Annotated in this window: 15 protein-coding genes and 1 pseudogene; 10 read left to right on the top strand and 6 right to left on the bottom strand. The window is 74.2% G+C overall.

Annotation, left to right across the window (positions count from 1 at the left end; translation table 11 throughout):
• Positions 1-126 precede the first annotated feature (126 nt).
• Together ACIPXM_RS25915 and ACIPXM_RS25910 are read left to right on the top strand one after the other, a co-directional pair.
• Positions 127-3,186 (top strand): alpha-mannosidase, encoded by a 3,060-nt coding sequence (locus tag ACIPXM_RS25915; protein WP_401659749.1) that lies wholly within the window; start codon positions 127-129, stop codon positions 3,184-3,186.
• Between the two features lie 145 nt (positions 3,187-3,331).
• Positions 3,332-4,135: a maleylpyruvate isomerase family mycothiol-dependent enzyme gene (locus ACIPXM_RS25910; protein WP_401659746.1), complete on the top strand. Its 804-nt coding sequence runs from the start codon at positions 3,332-3,334 to the stop codon at positions 4,133-4,135.
• A gap of 49 nt (positions 4,136-4,184) precedes the next feature.
• Here the strand turns inward: ACIPXM_RS25910 and ACIPXM_RS25905 are convergent, their stop codons facing one another.
• On the bottom strand, positions 4,185-5,117 hold the full coding sequence (locus tag ACIPXM_RS25905; RefSeq protein WP_401659743.1) for a ketopantoate reductase family protein: 933 nt from the start codon (positions 5,115-5,117) through the stop codon (positions 4,185-4,187).
• 125 nt (positions 5,118-5,242) lie between these two features.
• Here ACIPXM_RS25905 and ACIPXM_RS25900 point away from each other — a divergent pair, with 125 nt between their 5' ends.
• The 3 genes from ACIPXM_RS25900 (at position 5,243) to ACIPXM_RS25890 (ending at position 9,052) form a co-directional block, all read left to right on the top strand.
• Entirely contained in the window at positions 5,243-6,463 is a 1,221-nt protein-coding gene (locus ACIPXM_RS25900; RefSeq protein WP_401659740.1) for an ROK family protein, read from the top strand.
• A 295-nt stretch (positions 6,464-6,758) separates the two neighbouring features.
• Positions 6,759-8,252, top strand: coding sequence for an ABC transporter permease (locus tag ACIPXM_RS25895; RefSeq protein WP_401659737.1), 1,494 nt, complete (start codon positions 6,759-6,761; stop codon positions 8,250-8,252).
• A gap of 80 nt (positions 8,253-8,332) precedes the next feature.
• Complete coding sequence (locus ACIPXM_RS25890; RefSeq protein ID WP_401659734.1) at positions 8,333-9,052, top strand: ABC transporter ATP-binding protein; 720 nt, start codon at positions 8,333-8,335, stop codon at positions 9,050-9,052.
• 50 nt (positions 9,053-9,102) lie between these two features.
• Here ACIPXM_RS25890 and ACIPXM_RS25885 read toward each other — a convergent pair whose 3' ends face one another.
• Both ACIPXM_RS25885 and ACIPXM_RS25880 read right to left on the bottom strand, forming a co-directional pair.
• Entirely contained in the window at positions 9,103-10,164 is a 1,062-nt protein-coding gene (locus ACIPXM_RS25885; RefSeq protein ID WP_401659731.1) for a M23 family metallopeptidase, read from the bottom strand.
• A gap of 7 nt (positions 10,165-10,171) precedes the next feature.
• Complete coding sequence (locus tag ACIPXM_RS25880; protein WP_401659728.1) at positions 10,172-11,317, bottom strand: SPFH domain-containing protein; 1,146 nt, start codon at positions 11,315-11,317, stop codon at positions 10,172-10,174.
• A gap of 221 nt (positions 11,318-11,538) precedes the next feature.
• Here ACIPXM_RS25880 and ACIPXM_RS25875 point away from each other — a divergent pair, with 221 nt between their 5' ends.
• Genes ACIPXM_RS25875 through ACIPXM_RS25865 form a run of 3 tightly spaced genes read left to right on the top strand, consistent with a single transcriptional unit; the run spans position 11,539 to position 14,389 of the window.
• On the top strand, positions 11,539-12,975 hold the full coding sequence (locus tag ACIPXM_RS25875) for a WGR domain-containing protein (RefSeq protein WP_401659725.1): 1,437 nt from the start codon (positions 11,539-11,541) through the stop codon (positions 12,973-12,975).
• Positions 12,972-13,460, top strand: coding sequence for a hypothetical protein (locus tag ACIPXM_RS25870; protein ID WP_401659722.1), 489 nt, complete (start codon positions 12,972-12,974; stop codon positions 13,458-13,460). Before ACIPXM_RS25875 ends, ACIPXM_RS25870 begins: the two co-directional genes overlap by 4 nt.
• Entirely contained in the window at positions 13,457-14,389 is a 933-nt protein-coding gene (locus tag ACIPXM_RS25865; RefSeq protein WP_401659719.1) for an aminoglycoside phosphotransferase family protein, read from the top strand. Before ACIPXM_RS25870 ends, ACIPXM_RS25865 begins: the two co-directional genes overlap by 4 nt.
• Positions 14,390-14,411: 22 nt before the next feature.
• On the opposite strand, the gene ACIPXM_RS25860 is transcribed toward ACIPXM_RS25865, so the two are convergent.
• From ACIPXM_RS25860 to ACIPXM_RS25850, 3 genes are all read right to left on the bottom strand, one after another.
• Entirely contained in the window at positions 14,412-14,834 is a 423-nt protein-coding gene (locus ACIPXM_RS25860) for a DUF350 domain-containing protein (protein WP_401659716.1), read from the bottom strand.
• Positions 14,835-15,061: 227 nt separating this feature from the next.
• Positions 15,062-15,691 carry an HdeD family acid-resistance protein gene (locus tag ACIPXM_RS25855; protein ID WP_401659713.1) on the bottom strand — a complete coding sequence of 210 codons (630 nt, stop codon included), beginning with the start codon at positions 15,689-15,691 and terminating at the stop codon, positions 15,062-15,064.
• A 41-nt stretch (positions 15,692-15,732) separates the two neighbouring features.
• A complete protein-coding gene (locus ACIPXM_RS25850) occupies positions 15,733-17,127 on the bottom strand; it encodes a dipeptidase (RefSeq protein ID WP_401659709.1) in 1,395 nt (464 codons plus the stop codon).
• Positions 17,128-17,398: 271 nt separating this feature from the next.
• On the opposite strand from ACIPXM_RS25850, the pseudogene ACIPXM_RS25845 reads away from it, so the two are divergent.
• Positions 17,399-17,920 (top strand): annotated as a pseudogene (locus ACIPXM_RS25845) (DoxX family protein); the annotation flags it as partial.
• 184 nt (positions 17,921-18,104) lie between these two features.
• Positions 18,105-19,034: an NADP-dependent oxidoreductase gene (locus ACIPXM_RS25840; RefSeq protein WP_401659706.1), complete on the top strand. Its 930-nt coding sequence runs from the start codon at positions 18,105-18,107 to the stop codon at positions 19,032-19,034.
• Positions 19,035-19,073 lie beyond the last annotated feature (39 nt).

Raw genomic sequence — 19,073 nt, 5'->3', positions numbered from 1 at the left:
CACCAGACGCCGCGGGGCCCGCCCTTCGGGCGGACGGCGCTACTTTCGCAACACGCCCTAGCGGCCCCGGCTCCCCACCCGCACCGCCCGGCCCCGCACCCCTTCGGACATCTCGGAGAGTCCCGTATGCATGACGACCGCACCCTCGTCGAGTCCCGGCTCCGGCGGGTCCTGGACGAACGCGTCCGCCCCGCCGTGTACCCGGCGTCCGTCCCGCTCGACGTGAGCGTCTGGACCGCCCCCGGCGAACCCGTCCCGGTCGCCGACGGCCTCGCCGCGCCCCGTACCCCGATCGCCGTCGGCGACGCCTGGGGCGCGCCCTGGAGCACCTGCTGGCTGACCGTGTCCGGGGCCGTCCCGGCCGAGTGGGCCGGGAAGACCGTGGAGGCGCTGCTCGACCTCGGCTTCGACGAGAACATGCCGGGCTTCCAGTGCGAGGGCCTGGTCTACCGACCGGACGGCAGCCCGGTGAAGGGCCTCAACCCGCGCAACCAGTGGGTGCGGATCGCCGCGCCCGCCGTCGGCGGCGAGGAGGTGCTGCTGCACGTCGAGGCCGCCGCCAATCCGGTGATTCTGGACTACCACCCCTTCCTACCGACCGAGTTGGGTGACCTGGACACGGCGGGCGACCGGCCGCAGTACCGGCTCGCCCGGATGGACCTGGCGGTCTTCGACGAGACCGTGTGGAACCTGGTGACCGACCTGGAGGTGCTCGGCGAGCTGATGGCCGAGCTGCCGGTGGAGGGCGCCCGCCGCTGGGACCTGCTGCGCGCCGTCGAACGGGCCCTGGACGCGCTGGACCTCCAGGACGTGAACGGCACCGCCGCCGCGGCCCGCGCGGAACTCGAAGAGGTCCTCGCCTCGCCCGCCGAACCCTCCGCGCACCGGATCAGCGCCGTCGGGCACGCCCACATCGACTCCGCGTGGCTGTGGCCGCTGCGCGAGACGGTCCGCAAGGTCGCCCGCACCACCGCCAACATGACCGCGCTCCTGGAGGACGAGCCGGACTTCGTCTACACGATGTCCCAGGCCCAGCAGTACGCGTGGATCAAGGAGTACCGGCCCGAGGTGTACGCCCGGGTGAAGAAGGCCGTCGCCGAGGGCCGGTTCGTCCCGGCCGGCGGCATGTGGGTCGAGTCCGACACCAACATGCCGTCCTCGGAGGCGATGGCCCGTCAGTTCGTGCACGGCAAGCGGTTCTTCCTCGACGAGTTCGGCGTCGAGAACCAGGAGGCGTGGCTGCCCGACACCTTCGGCTTCGCGGGCGGACTGCCGCAGATCATCAAGGAGGCCGGCTCGAAGTGGCTGCTCACCCAGAAGATCTCCTGGAGCCAGGTCAACTCCTTCCCGCACCACACCTTCTGGTGGGAGGGCGTCGACGGGACCAGGATCTTCACCCACTTCCCGCCCGTCGACACGTACAACTGCTCCATGAAGGGCAAGGAGATCGCCCACGCCGTCCGCAACTTCAAGGACAAGGGCCGCGCCCGGCATTCGCTCGCCCCGACCGGCTGGGGTGACGGGGGCGGCGGCACCACCCGCGAGATGATCGCCAAGGCGGCCCGGCTGCGCGACCTGGAAGGATCGCCGACCGTACGCTGGGAGCGCCCCGCCGAGTTCTTCGCCAAGGCCCAGGCCGAATATCCCGAACCGCCCGTGTGGGTGGGTGAGTTGTACCTCGAACTGCACCGGGCGACGCTCACCAGCCAGGCCCGCACCAAGCAGGGCAACCGGGGCAGCGAGAACCTGCTGCGGGAGGCCGAGCTGTGGGCCGCCACCGCCACCGTACGGACCGGACTGCCCTACCCGTACGAGGAGTTGGACCGGATCTGGAAGACCGTCCTGCTCCACCAGTTCCACGACATCCTGCCCGGCTCGTCCATCGCCTGGGTGCACCGCGAGGCCGAGGCCACCTACGGCCGGATCGCCGAGGAACTGACCGCCGTCATCGACCGTGCCCAACGCGCCCTCGCCGGGGACCCGGTGGCGGACGGCGGCGCCGAGGTCGTCTTCAACAGCGCCCCGCACCCGCGCGCCGGGGTCCCCGCGGGCGGCGCCAGGCCCGCCGCCGACCCGGCCGACCGTGCCGTCGGGCGCTGCACGGTCGCCCGCCGTGCCGAGGGCGGCCACGTCCTCGACAACGGACTGCTCCGGGTCACCGTCGACGGCCGCGGGCTCGTCGTCTCGCTCCTCGACCTCGACAGCGGCCGGGAGGCCGTCGCCCCGGGCGCGGCGGCCAATCTGCTCCAACTCCACCCTGATTTCCCGAACATGTGGGACGCCTGGGACGTCGACCGCTTCTACCGCAACACCGTCACCGACCTGACCGACGCCGACGAGGTGACCGTCGTCACCGACACCCCCGGCACCGTCACCGTGCGGGTCACCCGCTCCTTCGGCTCCTCCACCGCCGTCCAGACCCTCACCCTCGCCGCCGGGGAGAAGCGCCTCGACCTCGGCACCGAGGTCGACTGGCACGAGACCGAGAAGTTCCTCAAGACCTCCTTCCCGCTCGACCTGCACACCGACCGCTACGCCGCCGAGACCCAGTTCGGCCATCTGCACCGGCCCACCCACACCAACACCAGCTGGGAGGCGGCCAAGTTCGAGGCGTGCAACCACAAGTTCGTGCACTTCGAGGAGCCCGGCTGGGGGATCGCCCTGGTCACCGCCTCCACCTACGGCCATGACGTGACCCGGACCGTCCGCGCCGACGACGCCGGGACCACCACCACCACCGTCCGGGCGTCGCTGCTGCGCGCGCCCCGGTTCCCCGACCCCCGCACCGACCAGGGCGTCCACCGCTTCCGGCACGCCCTGGTGCCCGGCGCGAGCGTCGGCGACGCCGTCCGCGAGGGGTACCGGATCAACCAGCCCGAGCGCCGGGTCCCCGGCACCGCCGAGGTGCGGCCGCTGGTCACCGTCGCCGACGAGGCCGTCGTCGCCAGCGCCGTCAAGCTCGCCGACGACGGCAGCGGCGACGTCGTCGTCCGGCTCTACGAATCGCGCGGCGGCCGGGCCCGCACCCGGCTCACCGCGGGCTTCGACCTCGCGGGCGCGAGCCGCTGCGACCTCCTGGAACGGGTCCGCGAGGGCGCCGACGGCGAGGTGCGGGTCGACGGCGCCGACGTCCTGATCGAGCTGCGCCCCTTCCAGCTGGTCACCCTGCGACTCCGGCGCGCCTGACCCCGGCCCGTACGCGTGGCGGGCCCAGCCCTGGCCCCGGCCGCGCCCACCTCTGGGCAGCGGCCGGGGTCAGCCCCTACTCTTGCGCCCTGATCAGCCCGGTCCGCGTGGAAGGACCGGGCACGGGACCGGGGAGCTGGGCGCCATGGGAGTACTGCCGGACGGGCTTGACACGGCGATACGCGACACCGCGCGCGAGATCGCCGACCTCGTGCTCGCCGCCCCCGGCACCGGCGGTCCCGTGCCCCGCTCGGCCTGGACCTTCGGCGAGGCCGCGGCCCATCTCGGGCAGGCCAACCGGCTGATGGCCGACCTCGCGGCGGGCGAGGCCCGCCCGTACGGCGACGGCACCCCGCAGAGTCTCGCCGCCGCCAACGAGGTCGCCCTCGCGGCCTTCCCCGAGCGGTCCGCCGGGCCGCTCGCCGAGCTGATCCACGACCAGGCCCTCGCCTTCCTCGACGCTGTCGAGAACGCCGGACCCGAAGCGGCGGACGAGGTCGTCGAGACCCCGCTCGGCCCGCTCGACCGGGCCCGCCTCGGCGGCTATCTGCTCACCCACATGCTCGGCCACGGCTACGACCTGGCCAGGGCGCTCGGCCGCCGCCACATGCTCGACCGCGCCCGGGTGGAACTGACCCTGCCGTTCATGACCACCGTGATGCCCCGGGTCACCGACCCGGCCGCGCTCGCCGGACTCACCGCCCGCTACCGGGTCCGGCTGTGGGGCGGCGCCGAGTTCGGCGTGGTGATCGCCGACGGCGCCGTCGCCGCCGAGCCCGGCCCCTTCGCCCGGCCCGACTGCACGGTGCTCACCGAGCCGGTGGCGTTCCTCCTGATGGCCCTCGGCCGGATCGACCCGGTCCCGGTGATGGCCACCGGCCGCGCGCTCGCCTGGGGCCGCAAGCCCTGGCTCGGCCCACGCTTCCCCCGCCTCTTCGTCGCCCCCTGACCGGTCCGGGAGAGCAGCAGGACCGGCCCCGGCACCGGCCGGACAAGCCCTAGGCCGCCGCCCGCGCCTGGGCCACCCGCAGCTGCAGGGTCACGAGATCCATCAGCGGCGTCGGTACGCCCAGCCCCCGGGCCCGGTCCACCAGATCGCCGAAGAGGTGCTCGACCTCGGTGGGCCGCCCGGCCACCAGGTCGCGGTAGAGCGACGGCACCATCGGCGAACCGGGCGCGGTCAGCACGCCGAGGCTCGCCCCGCGCTCGGCCTCCGACAGCGGATGCCCGGCCGCCCGCGCCACCGCGGCCGACTCGTCGAGCAGCGCGGTGGCCAGCTCCGTACCGCCCGGCACCGCGTTGGCCTCGCCGACCGTGCCCCGGGTCAGACTGGTGACCGCGCCGAACGCCGTGATGAACGCCCACTTGTGCCACATCGCGGTCACCGCGTGCTCCGGCACCCGCGCGTCGATCCCGGCGCCCGTGAAGATGCCCCGCAACTCCCGTACCCGCGCGCTCTCCACCCCGTCCTGCTCGCCGAACTCCAGCTGGGCGAGCGGCGCGAGCCGCAGGATGTCCCCGGTGGTGTCGTCGAGCGTGGTGACCACCTTCGCCACCCCGGCGAGCACCCGCGCGGGCCCGAACCGGGCATTGAGCACGTCGAGATGGGCCAGGCCGTTGAGCTGCGGCAGGATCACGGTGTCCGGACCGACCGCCGGGGCGAGGTCGTCGAGCGCCGCCGCCAGCGCGGTCGCCTTCACCGAGAGCAGCACGAGATCGTACGGGGCGGGCGCGGCGGCCAGCTCCGGCGCCGTCACCAACTCCGCCTGGATCCGCCACTCCTCGTCCCGGCCCACCACCCGCAGACCCCGCTCCCGCAGCGCGGCCGCGCGCCCCGCCCGGACCAGGAACGTGACGTCCTGCCCGGCGCGGGCCAGCATGGCGCCGAAATAGCCACCGGTCGCGCCGGCTCCGACGACCAGAATCCTCATCGCGATACTGCCTTTCCCCAGGTTGGTGCGGTGCGGCCCCGAGCCTAACCCGAAAGGTTCGATGAATGAACCTACTGATGCGGTACGGGTCGTTCCGCCCCCACCGCGGTTAGGCTCTGCGCACCATGAACAGCCGCAGCCACCAGGACCCCACGGAGCCGAGGGCCGACAAGGCGGGCATTCGCCGCCGCAACCTCAGCCTCGTGCTGCGCACCGTCCACGACAGTGGCGAGATCACCCGCGCCGGGGTCGCCGCACGCGTCGGCCTCACCCGGGCCGCGGTCTCCTCGCTCGTCGAACAGCTCCTGGCACGCGGCCTCCTGATCGAGTCGGGCAAGACCTTCAGCGGCCAGGCCGGCCGCCCCGGCACCGTCCTGCGGGCCGCGCGCACCGGACCGGCCGGACTCGGCGTCGAACTCAACGTCGACTACGTCGCCGTGTGCGTCGCCGACCTCACCGGCGCCGCCCGGATGCGCCGTACCGTACCGCTGGACAACCGGGCCCTGGCGCCCGTCGAGGTGCTGCGACGGGCCGCCACCGTCGCCGCCCGGGTGCTCGACGAGGCCGCCGCCGCGGACCTGCGGCCCATCGGCGTACGGCTCGCGCTGCCCGGCCTGGTCTCCCGCGGCACCGTGCAGCACGCACCCAACCTGGGCTGGAACCGGGTCGACGCCGACACCCTGTTCGCCCGCGCGCTCACCGCCGCCCGCCCGGCGGGCGCCCCCGCGCTCCCGGTCGGCTCCGACAACGAGGCCAACGTCGCCGCCCTCGCCGAGCTGTGGTTCGGCGACCTCGCGGGCATCCACACCTTCCTGCACGTCACCGGGGAGACCGGGGTCGGCGGCGCGATCGTCCTGGACGGCGAACTGCTGCGCGGCGCCCACGGGTTCGCGGGCGAGATCGGCCACCTCCCGGTCGTCCCCGAGGGCCCCCGCTGCCGGTGCGGCTCGCACGGCTGCCTGGAGCGGTACGCGGGCCTCCCGGCACTGCTGCGCGCGGCCGGCGCACCCGGCCTCGACGCCCTGGTCCGGCGCGCCGAGGAACGCGACCAGCGCACCCTCGCCGCCCTCGACCAGGCGGGCCGGATGCTCGGCGTCGCCCTGGCCGGAGCCGTCAACCTGCTCGACCCGCAGGCCGTCGTCCTCGGCGGCGGCTACCCCCGGCTCTTCCGCTGGCTCGCCCCCGCCGCCTCGGCCGAACTCGCCGACCGGGTCGTCTCGGGACTCTGGAACCCGGCCCGCACCCGGCTGCGCCCCGCCACCATGACCGCGGACGCGGCCCGGGGCGCGGCGGCCCTGGTCCTGCGCGAGGTGCTCGCCGACCCCTTGGCGTACGGCCGGGACTGACACCCTGTCGGACGGCCGGGACCTGACCTCCGTCGGTATCCGGTATCCAACATCCCGGATCCGACATCCGACATCCGACATCCCGGATCCGACATCCGACATCCGACATCCCGGATCCCGGATCCACCATCCGTATCCAACGTCTCGGATCACGTATCCAACATCTTGGATCACGTACCAACATCTCGGATCCAAGATCCAACATCCCGGATCCGGCGGGCGCCTTCAGGGACTCTCATCGCGCTCTCACCCGGGCCTTATCCGGCCATCACCCGCCGCTCCTACCGTCGCGCCCATGTTCTTCACCTACCTCCGGCGCGAGCTGCGCCGCCGCAGAAAAGCGGCGCTCGTCGTCGCCTCCGGGCTCGCCCTGGGCATCGCGCTGGTCATCGTCGTCAACTCGGTCTCCGCCGGGATGACCAGGGCCCAGGGCAAGGTCCTGGAGTCGCTGTACGGCCTCGGCACCGACCTCACCGTCACCAAGGCGCGTGCGGAACCCAAGGCCGGACAGCAGGCGCAGCGCCCCCGGTTCGAGTTCAAGGGGCGGGACGACGGCGCGTCGCAGAGCAGCGACCGGGTGATGGTGCAGGGCTTCCAGAGCCTCGCGGACACGACCGTGGCGACGGTCGCCGAGCAGGCCGGGGTCGCCAAGGCGGTCGGCGGGCTCAGCCTGATCGACCTCAAGATCAACGGCGACTTCAAGCGCGGTGAGATCCGGCGCGGGCAGTCCGAAGGCCAGAGCGGCGGCGGCCGGGCCACCGGGCCGGGCGGTGGCTCCGGCGGGCCCGGGGACACGGTGACCGGCGGCGGTGCCGCCTTCGACGTCAACTCCTTCACCCTGTACGGGACCGACGTCACCGCCCCCGACCTCGGCCCGCTCACCACCTCGCGGATCACCGCAGGCCGCGGCTTCGCGAAGACCGAGACCGACGCCAAGGTCGTCGTCCTCGACAGCGCCTACGCCAAGCAGGAGGGCCTCGCCGTAGGCAAGGACCTCACCGTCAAGGGCGTGAAGTACGCGGTGATCGGCGTCGCCACCGCCGACAGCGGCCAGGCCAACGCCCAGGTCTACCTGCCGCTCCGGCAGGCCCAGACCCTCGCCGACGCCCAGGGCAAGGTCACCACGGTCTACGTCAAGGCCACCGACTCCACTCGGATCGACGCGGTCAAGGCCGCCATCGAGAAGAACGTGGCGGGCACCACGGTCACCACCTCCGCCGACCTCGCCAAGACGGTCTCCGGCTCCCTCGACACCGCCGCCGGGCTCGCCGGCAGCGTCGGCCGCTGGCTCTCGTACACCGTGCTGCTGGCCGCCGTCCTGGTCGCCGGACTGCTCACCTCCGCCGCCGTGAGCCGCCGGGTCCGCGAATTCGGCACTCTGAAGGCGCTCGGCTGGAAGAGCGGCCGGGTCACCCGCCAGGTCGTCGGCGAGGCCCTTGTCAACGGACTGATCGGCGGCGCCCTCGGCATCGCCGTCGGTCTGGCGGGCGCCTATCTGATCACGGCCGCCGCCCCCACCCTGACCGCCCAGCTCGGCATGGGCGCGGGCACCTTCGGCGGCCCGGCCGGAGGCGGCGGCGGTCGGATGGCGATCGGCGGCGGGCCGGGCGGCGGCGGAACCCAGGCGCTCGGCAAGACCCTCGACATCGCCCTCACCGCCCCGGTCAGCCTCACCACCGTCGGCCTCGCCGTACTGCTCGCCCTCGGCGGCGGCCTCGTCGCGGGCGCCTTCGGCGCCTGGCGCGCCGCCCGGCTGCGCCCCGCCGACGCGCTGCGCCGCGTCGAGTAGCCCGGGCGGCCGCACCGCCCGGCCGCGCACCGCCCGGGCCCTCGCCGAAATCCCCACCCGTACCCAGGAGTCACCCAGTCATGTATCAACTCACCGGCGTCACCAAGCAGTACCGCCGAGGTCAGGAGAGAGTCGACGCGCTCGACGGCGTCGACCTCACCATTGCCGAGGGCGACCGGCTCGTCATCCAGGGCCCCACCGGCGGCGGCAAGTCGACCCTGCTGCAGATGCTCGGCGGCCTCGACCGGCCGACCTCCGGCAGCGTGCTGCTCGACGGCACCGACCTCGCCACCGTCTCGGAGCGGCGGCTCACCGATCTGCGCAGCCGTCTCATCGGGTTCGTCTTCCAGAGCTTCAACCTGATCCCCACCCTCACCGCCGAGGAGAACGTGGAGACGGCGCTCGTGCCGCTCGGCGTCCGGACCGCCGAACGGCGGCTGCGCGCCGCTGCGGCCCTGGACTCGGTGGGCCTCGGCGAGCGCGCCGGTCATCTGCCGTCCGAACTGTCCGGCGGCCAGCAGCAGCGGGTGGCGATCGCCCGGGCCCTGGTGAAGGAGCCCAAGGTGCTGCTCGCCGACGAACCCACCGGAAACCTCGACGAGTCGATGCGCGACGAGATCGTGGACCTGCTCGAAGGGCTCTGGAAGGAACGCGGACTGACCTTCGTGATGGTTACCCACGACAGCGCCATCGCCCGCCGGGCGCCCCGCCTGGCCACCTTGCGCAAGGGTCGGATCACGCTGAAGGAGAACCTGTCGGCGACGGAGCACCCCGCGCCGAAGGAGAACCTGTCCGCGTGATCCGGTGCGCCGCGGCGGCCCGGGCGGGGGGACGGGCCGCCGCGCGGTCGTCAGACCCGTACGCCGTGCCCGCGCAGATACGCCAGCGGGTTGACGTCCGAACCGAACGACGGGGAGGTCCGCACCTCGAAGTGGAGGTGCGGGCCGGTCACCCGGCCGGTCGCGCCGGACCGGGCTATCCGCTGCCCGCCCGACACGCTCTGCCCCGCCGACACCTCGATCCGGGAGAGATGGGCGTACTGGGTGTAGCGCCCGTCGGCGTGCCGGATCACCACCTCGTTGCCGTAACTCCGGTTGTAGCCGGTGTGTACCACCCGGCCGGGCCCCACCGCGCGGACCGTGGTGCCGGTCGGCACCGCGAAGTCCTGCCCGGTGTGGTAGCCCTTCGACCAGGCGCCGCGCTGGCCGTAGTAGCCGGTGAAGACGTACGAGGAGACCGGCGTCGTCCAGCCCCGGGTGACCGTGCCACCGGTGTTCCCGCCCCCGCCGCCGGGCCGGTTGCCCGGCTTGGCCGTGCCGGAGTCGCCCCCGCCGCCGTGCCGGCCGGTGCGCTGCTCGTACTTCGAGCGGTGACTCGTCCAGTACCAGTGGCCGCCGCTGCGGAACCAGTAGACCCGGTCCGTGGCGTCCCAGCCCTGCTTGCCGCGGAACACCGGCTCGCCGGTCCGGCCGCCGCCGGACTTCCCGGCCGGGCGGGCCGCCTGGGACCCGCCCGCGGACGCCTTGGCGCCGCCCGCGCGCCGCTCGTACACGTCCCGGTGGCTGGTCCAACGCCAGGAACCCGACTCGCTCTTGAACCAGTAGCGGGAGCCGTCCCAGCCCGCGTGGGACGGCGCGGGCTCGGCCGCCGCGGTGCCCGCGCCGGTGCCCGCGAGCGCCACCGCGCCCACCGTCGCCACCACCGCGCAGCGCACCCCGCGCAACGTGGCGGGCGCGCCGCCGCGCCCGGCGCGGGCGGCGGCCCGGGCGGCCGCGCAGCCGGGACAGTCGCAGCCGGCCGCCGCCGTCTCGTCGGTGAAGCCGGGGACCCGCAGTTCCAGCGTGTCGCCGTCCCGGCCGGATGTCCCGATCGTGTCCTCGCTCGCGTTGCTGGCCGTGTCGTTCACTGTCACTGTGCACTCACTCCTGACTCTGATCGGACAGTCCGCCCCGTCGGGTGTAGAAGGCCACGGTCAGGTCCTTGACCAGGGCCTGCCGTTCGAAGTCGTCGAGATCGACCAGACCGCGGCTGGTCAGCCGGGTCACCGTGTCGTCCACGGCGTCGATCACACTGGTCAGCACCGAGTCCCGGTGCTTGGCGTCGAGGGCCGCGATCTGCCGCCGCCGCATCGCCGCCGCCACCTCCGGCGCGTACTCGATCCGGGTCGGCTGCGCCGAGAACACGGCGACGCCGACCGGACGGCACTCGGCCGCGAGCAGCCGGGTCAGCCGGGCGCCGACCGCCTCCGCGTCGCGCAGCGTCGGCCCGTCGCCGCGGAACGCGTCCGCGGGCAACTGGGACAGCACGCGCGCGGTGGCCGCCTCCACCTGCTCGCGCAGATAGTCGAGATGGTCGTCCACCGAGAGCAGCGCCCGCGCGGTGTCCCGTACCGACCACACCACCAGGACCACCACCCGCAGCGCCGCGCCCTCCGCGTCGACCACGGCGATCGGCTCGCTGCGCCAGTGCCGCAGCCGCACGTCGATCCGGCGGCGCAGCACGAAGGGGCTGATCCAGACCAGGCCGGTGCGCCGCACGCTGCCCCGGTAGCGGCCGAACAGGGAGAGCACCCAGGCCGATCCGGTACGGCCCCGGGTCAGGCCGCCGAAGGCGACCACGGTGACCACGGCGCAGCCCGCGAGCGCGCCCCACTCCCAGGGCAGCAGCCGGTCAGCGCGCGGCGGACCACCGGTCCGCCACAGCATGGCGGCGGCCGCGCCGACGGCGGTCAGACCGACGAGCACGGCGCACCAGCCGGGCAGGGCGGCGCCGCCCCGTTCCGTGAGGTCGGGCTCCTCGGGCGGCGGCCGCAGCGGCGGCCCGTCGCCGGAACCGGCGGAACCGCCGGAACCGCCGGAACCGCCGGAACCGCCGGAACCGCCGGAACCGCCGGGGTCGGTGGCCCGGGTCCGTTCCGGCCGGGACCTCTCGGCCGGAGGGTGGGGGACCGCGTCCAGGGTCGCGGTGGGCGCCGCCGGGTCGGCGCGGAACAGGTCGTCCATCGGTATGCCGTCGGCGTGGAAACGCACGCGCACGGGCAGGGGCCGCTTCGGTCGCTCGGTCATGAGGCCCTTCCGGTTGTCCCTCGCCCCGACGGAACGGAGGTGACGACGCGTCGGATGATCATCGGATCTATGTTCACAGGGGTTAATGTCCGGAATGCGACGACCAAAGTCCCGAATCGGACGGACTTTGGTCCCTGTCCGGCACCGGTCCGGACTGCTCACGACCCGCCCCGGGACCGGATCAGGAGGCGTTGTCAGTGGCTGCCCCTACCGTTTCGCACATGACGACGAAGACCTATCTGGAGCTGTCGCAGGACGACGGCGGCGCCCACAAGTTCTACGAAGTGACGGTCGACGGCACGGTGGTGTCGGTCCGTTACGGACGGATCGGCGCGGCCGGGCAGACGCAGCTCTCGACCTTCCCCACGCACGAGAAGGCGCAGGCCGCGGCGGCCCGGAAGATAGGGGAGAAAGTCCGTAAGGGATACGCGCCCGCGGTCCAGGGACAGCGCGCGCCGCGCTCGGTCACCCGGCGCGCCGTAGCCTCCGCGCCCTCCACCGCCCGCGCCGTCGCCCCGGTCCTGTGGCGCTTCCGCACCGGCTCGGCCGCCTTCGGCATCCACGTCGACGACGACCGGCTCTGGGTGGGCAACCAGGCGGGCGACGTCTTCACCCTCGGCCACACCGGCGAGGTGCTGGCCCGCTACAGCCTGCCCGACGGCGTGAAGTGCCTGGTCGCGGACGACTTCTGGATCTACGCGGGCTGCGACGACGGCCGGGTCTACGATCTCTCCGGCAAACTGCCCTTCGCCGCCTACGACATCGCCGCCGACGTCGACATCTTCTGGCTCGACATCCACGAAGGCGTGCTCAACGTCGCCGACCGCTCCGGCCGGCTCACCGTCATCGACCACGAGGACGAGCACCAGTGGTCCCAGGGCGGCCGCGGCGAGCACGCCTGGATGGTGCGCGCCGACGGCACCGCCGTCTTCTACGGCGACAGCCGCGGCGTCACCGCCCACGCCCCCGAGGGCGGCCGGGAGCGCTGGCACACCCCGCTGGAGGGCGGCGTGCTGTTCGGCTGGCAGGAGGACACCGCGGTCTACGCGGGCACCGGCCGCCGCGCGGTGCACCGCCTCGCCAAGAAGGACGGCGCGACCGAGGCGGTCTACCGCTGCGACAGCGTGGTCTACTCGTGCGCCACCTCGCCCGGCGGCCGGTTCGTCTTCGCCGGGGACAGCGCCTCGTCCGTCTACTGCTTCGCCGAGGACGGCACCCGGCTGTGGAAGCTGGGCACCGGCGGCGGCTCCGCGCTCTCCATGCAGTACCACGACGAGCGGCTCTACCTGGTGACCACCGACGGCTCGCTGGTCTGCGTGGACGCGAGCGAGGCCGCGATCACCGCCGCCCAGCAGGGCGAGGTGCCGGTCGCCCAGGACATCAAGCTCGCCGCCGCCCTGCCGGTCCACACGCCCGCCACCACCGTCGCCGCCGTCGACGCGGTCAGCGCCGCCCCGGCCGGATCGGTCGTCGTGGAGTGCTTCCAGGACAGCGGCAGGACCCGGGTGCGGGTGCTCAGCGACGGCTACCAGCAGGGCTGGTTCGTGCAGTTCCCGCGCGCCATCAGGGAGCCCGGCGCCCGCTATGTGGTGGACGCGCTGCACCCGGCGTCCGGCGGCTTCTACCGGGTCCGCGGCGACATCCGGCGCCTGCTGTGAGCGGCACCTTCACCGCGGCGACCGGCGAAGGACCACCGCCACCGGGGACACCGGAAGCGGCCGACCAGCGCTCGCGCGAGGTGCGTGCCGCGCTCGAAGGGCTGCTCCAGATCCGGCGGCTGACCCACCGGCAGGGTGGCGGCGATCCGGCCGCCCACCCCGCCGAATGGGAACTCCGCCAGCCGGTACGGGCGGTGGCCCTGGCCCTCGAAGCGGCGAAGCAGCCGCCCTCGGCCGTCGACGCCGCCGGCACCCGGGTCGCCACCGGCTACCGGGTCACCCCCGGTGAGCGCCCGGGCACGACCGTCGTCGGCTGGGTCGGCCCACCCGGCTCCGGCGCCGCCCACCAGGCGGACACCGCCCTCACCGCCTGCGCCGAGGCCCTCGCCCCGCTCGGCTGGGACGCCCTCCTCTACCGGGGCCCGGGCCACCGCCGTTACCTGGAGGTGGAACCGGCCGGGCCGCCGCGTAGGGTGCCGGGATGACCGCACTGCCGCAGGAGTTCGTACGGAGCACCGTCGACCGCGAGGGGGACGCGGGCGCGGCGTGGCTCGCCGAACTGCCCGGGATCGTGGCCGACCTGCTGGACCGCTGGGGGTGTGTGCCGGACGGCACGGTCATGCACGGCGGCGTCGGCGTCATCGTCCCGGTCCGGCGGCGGACCGGGGAGAGCGCCGTCCTCAAGGTGTCGTTCCCGCATCCCGGCAACGTCCACGAACCGGACGCGTTCGCCGCGTGGCGCGGGCGCGGTGCCGTCCTGCTGCACGAGCGCGCCGACGAGCGGTACGCCATGCTCCTGGAGCGGGTCCGGCCGACGACCCTGGCGGAGGTCGAGGACGGCGACGAGGTCGTCACGGTCGCCGCCCGGCTGGCCCGGCGGCTTGCCGTCCCCGCGCCACCCGGCCTGCCCCGGCTGCGGGACCAGGCCGGCGCCTGGGAGGAGGAACTGCGCGCGGACGCCGGGGAACTGCCGCACACCCTGTCGCGCCAGGCGCTGGACGCCGCCCTGGCGACCGTCCACGACCTGGGCAGGACCCAGCCCGACACCCTGATCCACGGCGACCTGCACGCCCGCAACATCCTGCGGGCCGACCGTGAGCCGTGGCTCGCGGTCGACCCCAAGGGCCACGTGGGGGATCCCGCCTACGACGGCGGCACCCTGCTGAAGTCCCGCGCGCTGACCCTCATCGAGGCGGACGACCTGCGCAAGGCCGCCCACCGCGTGGTGGACGTCTTCGCCGAGGCGGCGGAGCTCGACCGCGAACGCGTCCGGCGCTGGGCCCAGTTCCACGCCGTCCGGGCGTCCTTCTGGGGCCGCCGCCAGGGGTTCCGGGTCGCCCGCGGCGGACCGATGCTCGACTGGCTGACCGGCTTCACCGACCGGCTGGCCGAGGTGCTCACCGACCGCCGGTAGGAACGACGCGATGGACCACGAACTACGCGATGGACGCGGAGACGATCGCCGCCACGGCCAGGTTGCACGAGGCGGTCACCCAGACCGCCGGGTGCGGCTCCGGGTCGACCAGGGTCGCGCCCAGCTTGCCCGGGGTCACCAGGTCGACCACCAGGAACGCGACCGCCATCAGGACGAGCCCGAGCAGGCCGAACGCGGCGGTGGAGACCAGGCCCTTGGCGAAGTCGTCGTACGTCGTCCAGATCGCCGTGAACACGATGCCGCCTATGCCGAGCAGCGCGGAGCTCAGCAGGATCGAGGCGTTGCGATTGCGATCCTCCCAGATCTGCCGGCCGAGCTTGCCCGGGGTCAGCAGGTCGACGAGGAGGATGCCGAGCATCAGCAGGACGACGCCGACGGCGCCGTACGCGGTGGTGCGGCCGAGGCCGTTGAGGATGTCGCTCATGGGGTGCCGGCTCCGGGAGGGAAGGATCGTGGCTGATCGCGGTCAAGGACCGGCAAAATGTAGCGCAGCGCGGCGCGGCCGGACCCCGCCGGGCCCCGACCGCCACCGGCGACAGCCGCCCCGCGCCCCGGACACGACGAGGCCGGACACGACGAGGCCGGACACGCCGACGCCCCGGCGGGGGAGCCGGGGCGGGGCGGACGGGCCGGGCGGCGCGGGGGGCGGGGTCAGACGCCGGGCGGGATGTGCTTGGCGCGCGAGCGGACCTGGAAGGCCGTCACGATCTCGACCACGCCGACCGCCAGCAGCCAGATCCCGCCCATCAGGGTCAGCACCGCCGCCGACTCCAGCGGCGACACGATCAGCACCACACCCGCGAGCGCGCTCACGATGCCGAGGAAGATCTGCCAGCCGCGCGCGGGCATCCGCTCGTCGGACGCCGCCGCCACGGTCTGCGTGATGCCGCGGAACAGCCAGCCGATCCCGATCCACAGCGCGAGCAGCAGGATCGACTGCATCGCACCCCGGAAGCAGAACAGGCCCAGCAGGATCGACAGGGCGCCGCTGATGAAGGCCATCACCCGCAGCGAGGTCCTGGCGTGCGTGCCGAACGCGGCGATCAGCTGCATCACACCGCTGAACAGCAGATACAGGCCGAACAGCACACCGGCCACGACGAGCGAGGCGCCCGGCCACACCAGCACCAGGACACCGAGCACGAGCGCGGCGATCCCGGCGAGCAGCAGCGCCTGCCAGGCGTTGCCCGCCAGCATGCCGAGCGGTCCCGGCGGCAGGTCGTCGTCGCGGGCGCCGCCCGACGGGCCGTCGTGCGGGGGGCGCTCATGGGTCTCGGTCATCACGGTCCTCCACTGTTGCCGCTTGTCTTGCCGCGCACCCGTCAGAGCGGGGTCGCGTACGTGCTCAGGAACAACGCCTCGGTCAGCGCCATCCGCTCGATCTCCTCCGGGTCCACGCTCTCGTTGGGCGCGTGGATCAGGCAGCCGGGCTCCTCCACCCCGATCAGCGCCAGCTCGGCGTCGGGGAACTGCCCGGCCAGCACGTTGCACAGCGGGATCGACCCGCCCTGCCCCGCCGTGACCATGTCCTTCCCGTACGCCGCCCGGAAGGCGGCGGCCAGGGTCCGGTACGCGTTGCCGTCGGTGCGCGCCCGGAACGGCTGGCCCGCGTTCTCCGGCGTCACCTCCACCCGGGCGCCCCACGGGGCCGCCGCCCGCAGATGCTCGGTGAGCGCCGACCGGGCCTCGTCGGCGTCCATGCCCGGCGGCACCCGGAGGCTGACCCGGGCCCGTACCGACGCCTGCACCGCGGCCGACGAGCCCACCACCGGCGGGCAGTCGATGCCGAGCACGGTGACGGCGGGCCTGGCCCACAGGGCGTCGGCGACCGTGCCGCTGCCGAGCAGGGCGACCCCGTCGAGCGCGCCGACGTCGGCCCGGAACTGCTCGGCCGGATAGTCGACGCCCTCCCAGATGCCGTCCGACGCGAGGCCCTTGACGGTGGTGTCGCCCGCCTCGTCGCGCAGGCTGTCCAGGATCCGGATCAGCGCGGCGAGCGCGTCCGGGGCCGGGCCGCCGAACATGCCGGAGTGCATGGCGCCCTTGAGCGTGGACACGGTCACGACCACGTCGGTGAGGCCGCGCAGCGAGGTCGTCGCGGTCGGCAGCCCGCGCGCAAAGTTGCCGGTGTCGCAGATCAACAGACAGTCCGCGGCGAAGAGATCGGGCCGCTGCGCCACCAACTCCTCAAGTCCGCCGGTGCCCTGCTCCTCCGAGCCCTCCGCGACGAACTTCAGCGAGACCGGGAACCCCCGGTCCGGGCCGCCGTCGCCGCCGCCGAGGGCCCGCAGCGCCGTCAGGTGCATGGCGATGTTGCCCTTGCAGTCGGCGGCGCCCCGCCCGTACCAGCGGCCGTCCCGCTCGGTGAGTTCGAACGGCGGGGTCCGCCAGGCCGCGTCGTCGAGCGGCGGCTGCACGTCGTAGTGGCAGTAGAGCAGCACGGTCGGCGCGCCCTCGGGGCCCGGCGCGTGCCCGACCACCGCGTCGCTGCCGTCCGGCGTGGGCACCCGGCGCATGTCCCGCAGACCCGCCTCGGTGAACGCGTCGACGAGAAGGTCGGCGGTCCTCGCGCACTCCTCGGGCGGGAACTGACGCGGATCGGCGACCGAACGCAGCGCCACCAGCCGGGCCAGGTCCTCCTTCGCCCGGGGCATCAGCTCCCTCACCCGGGCACGCAGCGCGGCGGTCCCGGGCGGCTCTGCGGTTCCAGCGGTCATCCGTCCCCACACTCCTTCGCGTCGCCGAGGCACCGATCGGCCCGTGATCGGCGCTCTCACTCAAGCAGCACCGGACGTACGCCGCAAAAGATGACCTGTATGGACGAACAGCGCGAAGGGTTGTCCGGCGGTACGGAGCAGAGTGGAGGAGCAGGACCGCGCCGGACGCGCACCGGACGCCCCCGCCGTACGGGGCGCGCCCGCCGCGACCGGACCGCCCGCACCCGGCACCCCGTGCCCGTACCGCCGTACCGCCGACCCGGGAGACCCCATGACCGCTTTCAACCGCCGTGACCTCGGGCTGCTCGTGCTGCGGGCCGGCACCGGGGCCGTCCTCGTCGCGCACGGTGCCCAGAAGCTGTTCGGCTGGTTCGGCGGCGGAGGAATCGAGGGCACCACCCGCTCGATGGAGGCGATGGGCTTCCACCCGGGGCGGCAGAGCGCCGTCGCCGCCGGACTCGGCGAGGCGGGCGGCGGCGCGCTGCTCGCCCTCGGCCTGGCCACCCCGGCGGCCGGAGCCGCCGCGGCCGGGGCGATGGCCGGAGCGGTCGCCGTGCACGCCCCGGCCGGGTTCTTCGCGATGGGCGGCGGCTACGAGTACCCCGCGTTCCTCGGTTTCACCGCCGCCGCGATCGGGATCACCGGCGCGGGGCGGCTCTCGCTCGACCACGCCACCGGGCATGTGGTGGACCGCCCCTGGGTGGTCGCCACGGCGTTCGTCGGCGCCGCGCTGGCCGCCGCGGCGGTGGTCGGCCGCCGCGCCGACGCCGTACGCGCTCCGGAACCCGAGGAACCCGAACCGCAGCACACCACCGCCCGCGAGACGCCCGGGCCCGCCGCCACGAACGGCCACGACCGGACGGCCCGGCACCCCAAGAGCGGCGCCACCGACGACCACACCTCGGACGACCACACCACGCACGATCCCGCCGCGCACGAGCACGGCACCGACCCGCGCGACACGGAGGACTGACCCGGTGAAGGCCATCACACTGCCGTCGTACGGGGGCCCCGACGCCCTCGCCCTGACCGAGCTGCCCGAACCCAAGGTGGCCCCCGGCGAGGTCCTGGTCCAGGTCCGGGCCGCCGGGGTGAACCCGGTCGACTGGAAACTCGCGGCCGGCGGCCTCGACCCGATCATGGTCAGCCACTTCCCGATGATCCCCGGCTGGGACATCGCCGGGGTGGTCGGCCGCAACGGCCTCGACTCGACCGAGTTCGCCCCCGGCGACGAGGTCATCGGCTACATCCGCAAGGACAGCGCCGAGCACGGCGGTTACGCGGAGCAGGTCGCCGTCCCGGTCCGGATGCTGGCCCGCAAACCGCGCTCGTACAGCTGGGCACAGGCCGCGGGCCTGCCGCTCGCCGGACTCACCGCGCTGCAGTCCGCCGACCGGGTCGGCGCCGGACCCGACGACACCGTCCTGGTGCACGCCGCCGCCGGCGGCGTGGGCTCGCTCGCCGTCCAGCTTCTGGTGGCCCGCGGCGCCCGGGTCATCGGCACGGCGAGCCCCGCGAACCACGAGTTCCTGCGCGAACTGGGCGCCGAACCCGTCGCGTACGGCCACGGGCTCGCGGAGCGGGTCCGCGCCCTCGCCCCGGACGGGATCGACGCGGCGCTCGACTTCGTGGGCGGCGAGTCCCTCGACGTGTCGGTCGAACTCCTCGGCTCGGCCCGGCGGCTCGCGTCCATCGCCGACCACCGGGCGGCGGCGCTCGGCGGCCACTACGTCTGGGTGCGCCCCGACGGCATCGGGCTGGCGACCCTGGCCGCGCTCGCGGACGAGGGCCGCCTGACCGTCTTCGTGGAGCGGGTCCTGCCGCTCGCCGAGGCGGCCGAGGCATGGCGCCTCAACAGCGAGGGCCACACCCGGGGCAAGCTGGTCCTGGCGGTCTCCGAGTCCTGAACCCGGTGCCCGGGACGAGCGCCGCCCGGAACCTGAGTA

The sequence above is a fragment of the Streptomyces sp. NPDC090025 genome, assembly GCF_044748125.1.
In the GTDB taxonomy this organism is placed as follows: domain Bacteria; phylum Actinomycetota; class Actinomycetes; order Streptomycetales; family Streptomycetaceae; genus Streptomyces.
Note: the sequence above shows the minus strand (reverse complement) of the source record. Positions and strands in the feature narration are given on the sequence as shown.

Bases quoted from the DNA above. Each gene is read 5' to 3' on its own strand.
- ACIPXM_RS25915 (WP_401659749.1), top strand. From the start codon at position 127: ATGCATGACGACCGCACCCTCGTCGAGTCCCGGCTCCGGCGGGTCCTG.
- ACIPXM_RS25910 (WP_401659746.1), top strand. From the start codon at position 3,332: ATGGGAGTACTGCCGGACGGGCTTGACACGGCGATACGCGACACCGCG.
- ACIPXM_RS25905 (WP_401659743.1), bottom strand. From the start codon at position 5,117: ATGAGGATTCTGGTCGTCGGAGCCGGCGCGACCGGTGGCTATTTCGGC.
- ACIPXM_RS25900 (WP_401659740.1), top strand. From the start codon at position 5,243: ATGAACAGCCGCAGCCACCAGGACCCCACGGAGCCGAGGGCCGACAAG.
- ACIPXM_RS25895 (WP_401659737.1), top strand. From the start codon at position 6,759: ATGTTCTTCACCTACCTCCGGCGCGAGCTGCGCCGCCGCAGAAAAGCG.
- ACIPXM_RS25890 (WP_401659734.1), top strand. From the start codon at position 8,333: ATGTATCAACTCACCGGCGTCACCAAGCAGTACCGCCGAGGTCAGGAG.
- ACIPXM_RS25880 (WP_401659728.1), bottom strand. From the start codon at position 11,317: ATGACCGAGCGACCGAAGCGGCCCCTGCCCGTGCGCGTGCGTTTCCAC.
- ACIPXM_RS25875 (WP_401659725.1), top strand. From the start codon at position 11,539: ATGACGACGAAGACCTATCTGGAGCTGTCGCAGGACGACGGCGGCGCC.
- ACIPXM_RS25865 (WP_401659719.1), top strand. From the start codon at position 13,457: ATGACCGCACTGCCGCAGGAGTTCGTACGGAGCACCGTCGACCGCGAG.
- ACIPXM_RS25860 (WP_401659716.1), bottom strand. From the start codon at position 14,834: ATGAGCGACATCCTCAACGGCCTCGGCCGCACCACCGCGTACGGCGCC.
- ACIPXM_RS25855 (WP_401659713.1), bottom strand. From the start codon at position 15,691: ATGACCGAGACCCATGAGCGCCCCCCGCACGACGGCCCGTCGGGCGGC.
- ACIPXM_RS25850 (WP_401659709.1), bottom strand. From the start codon at position 17,127: ATGACCGCTGGAACCGCAGAGCCGCCCGGGACCGCCGCGCTGCGTGCC.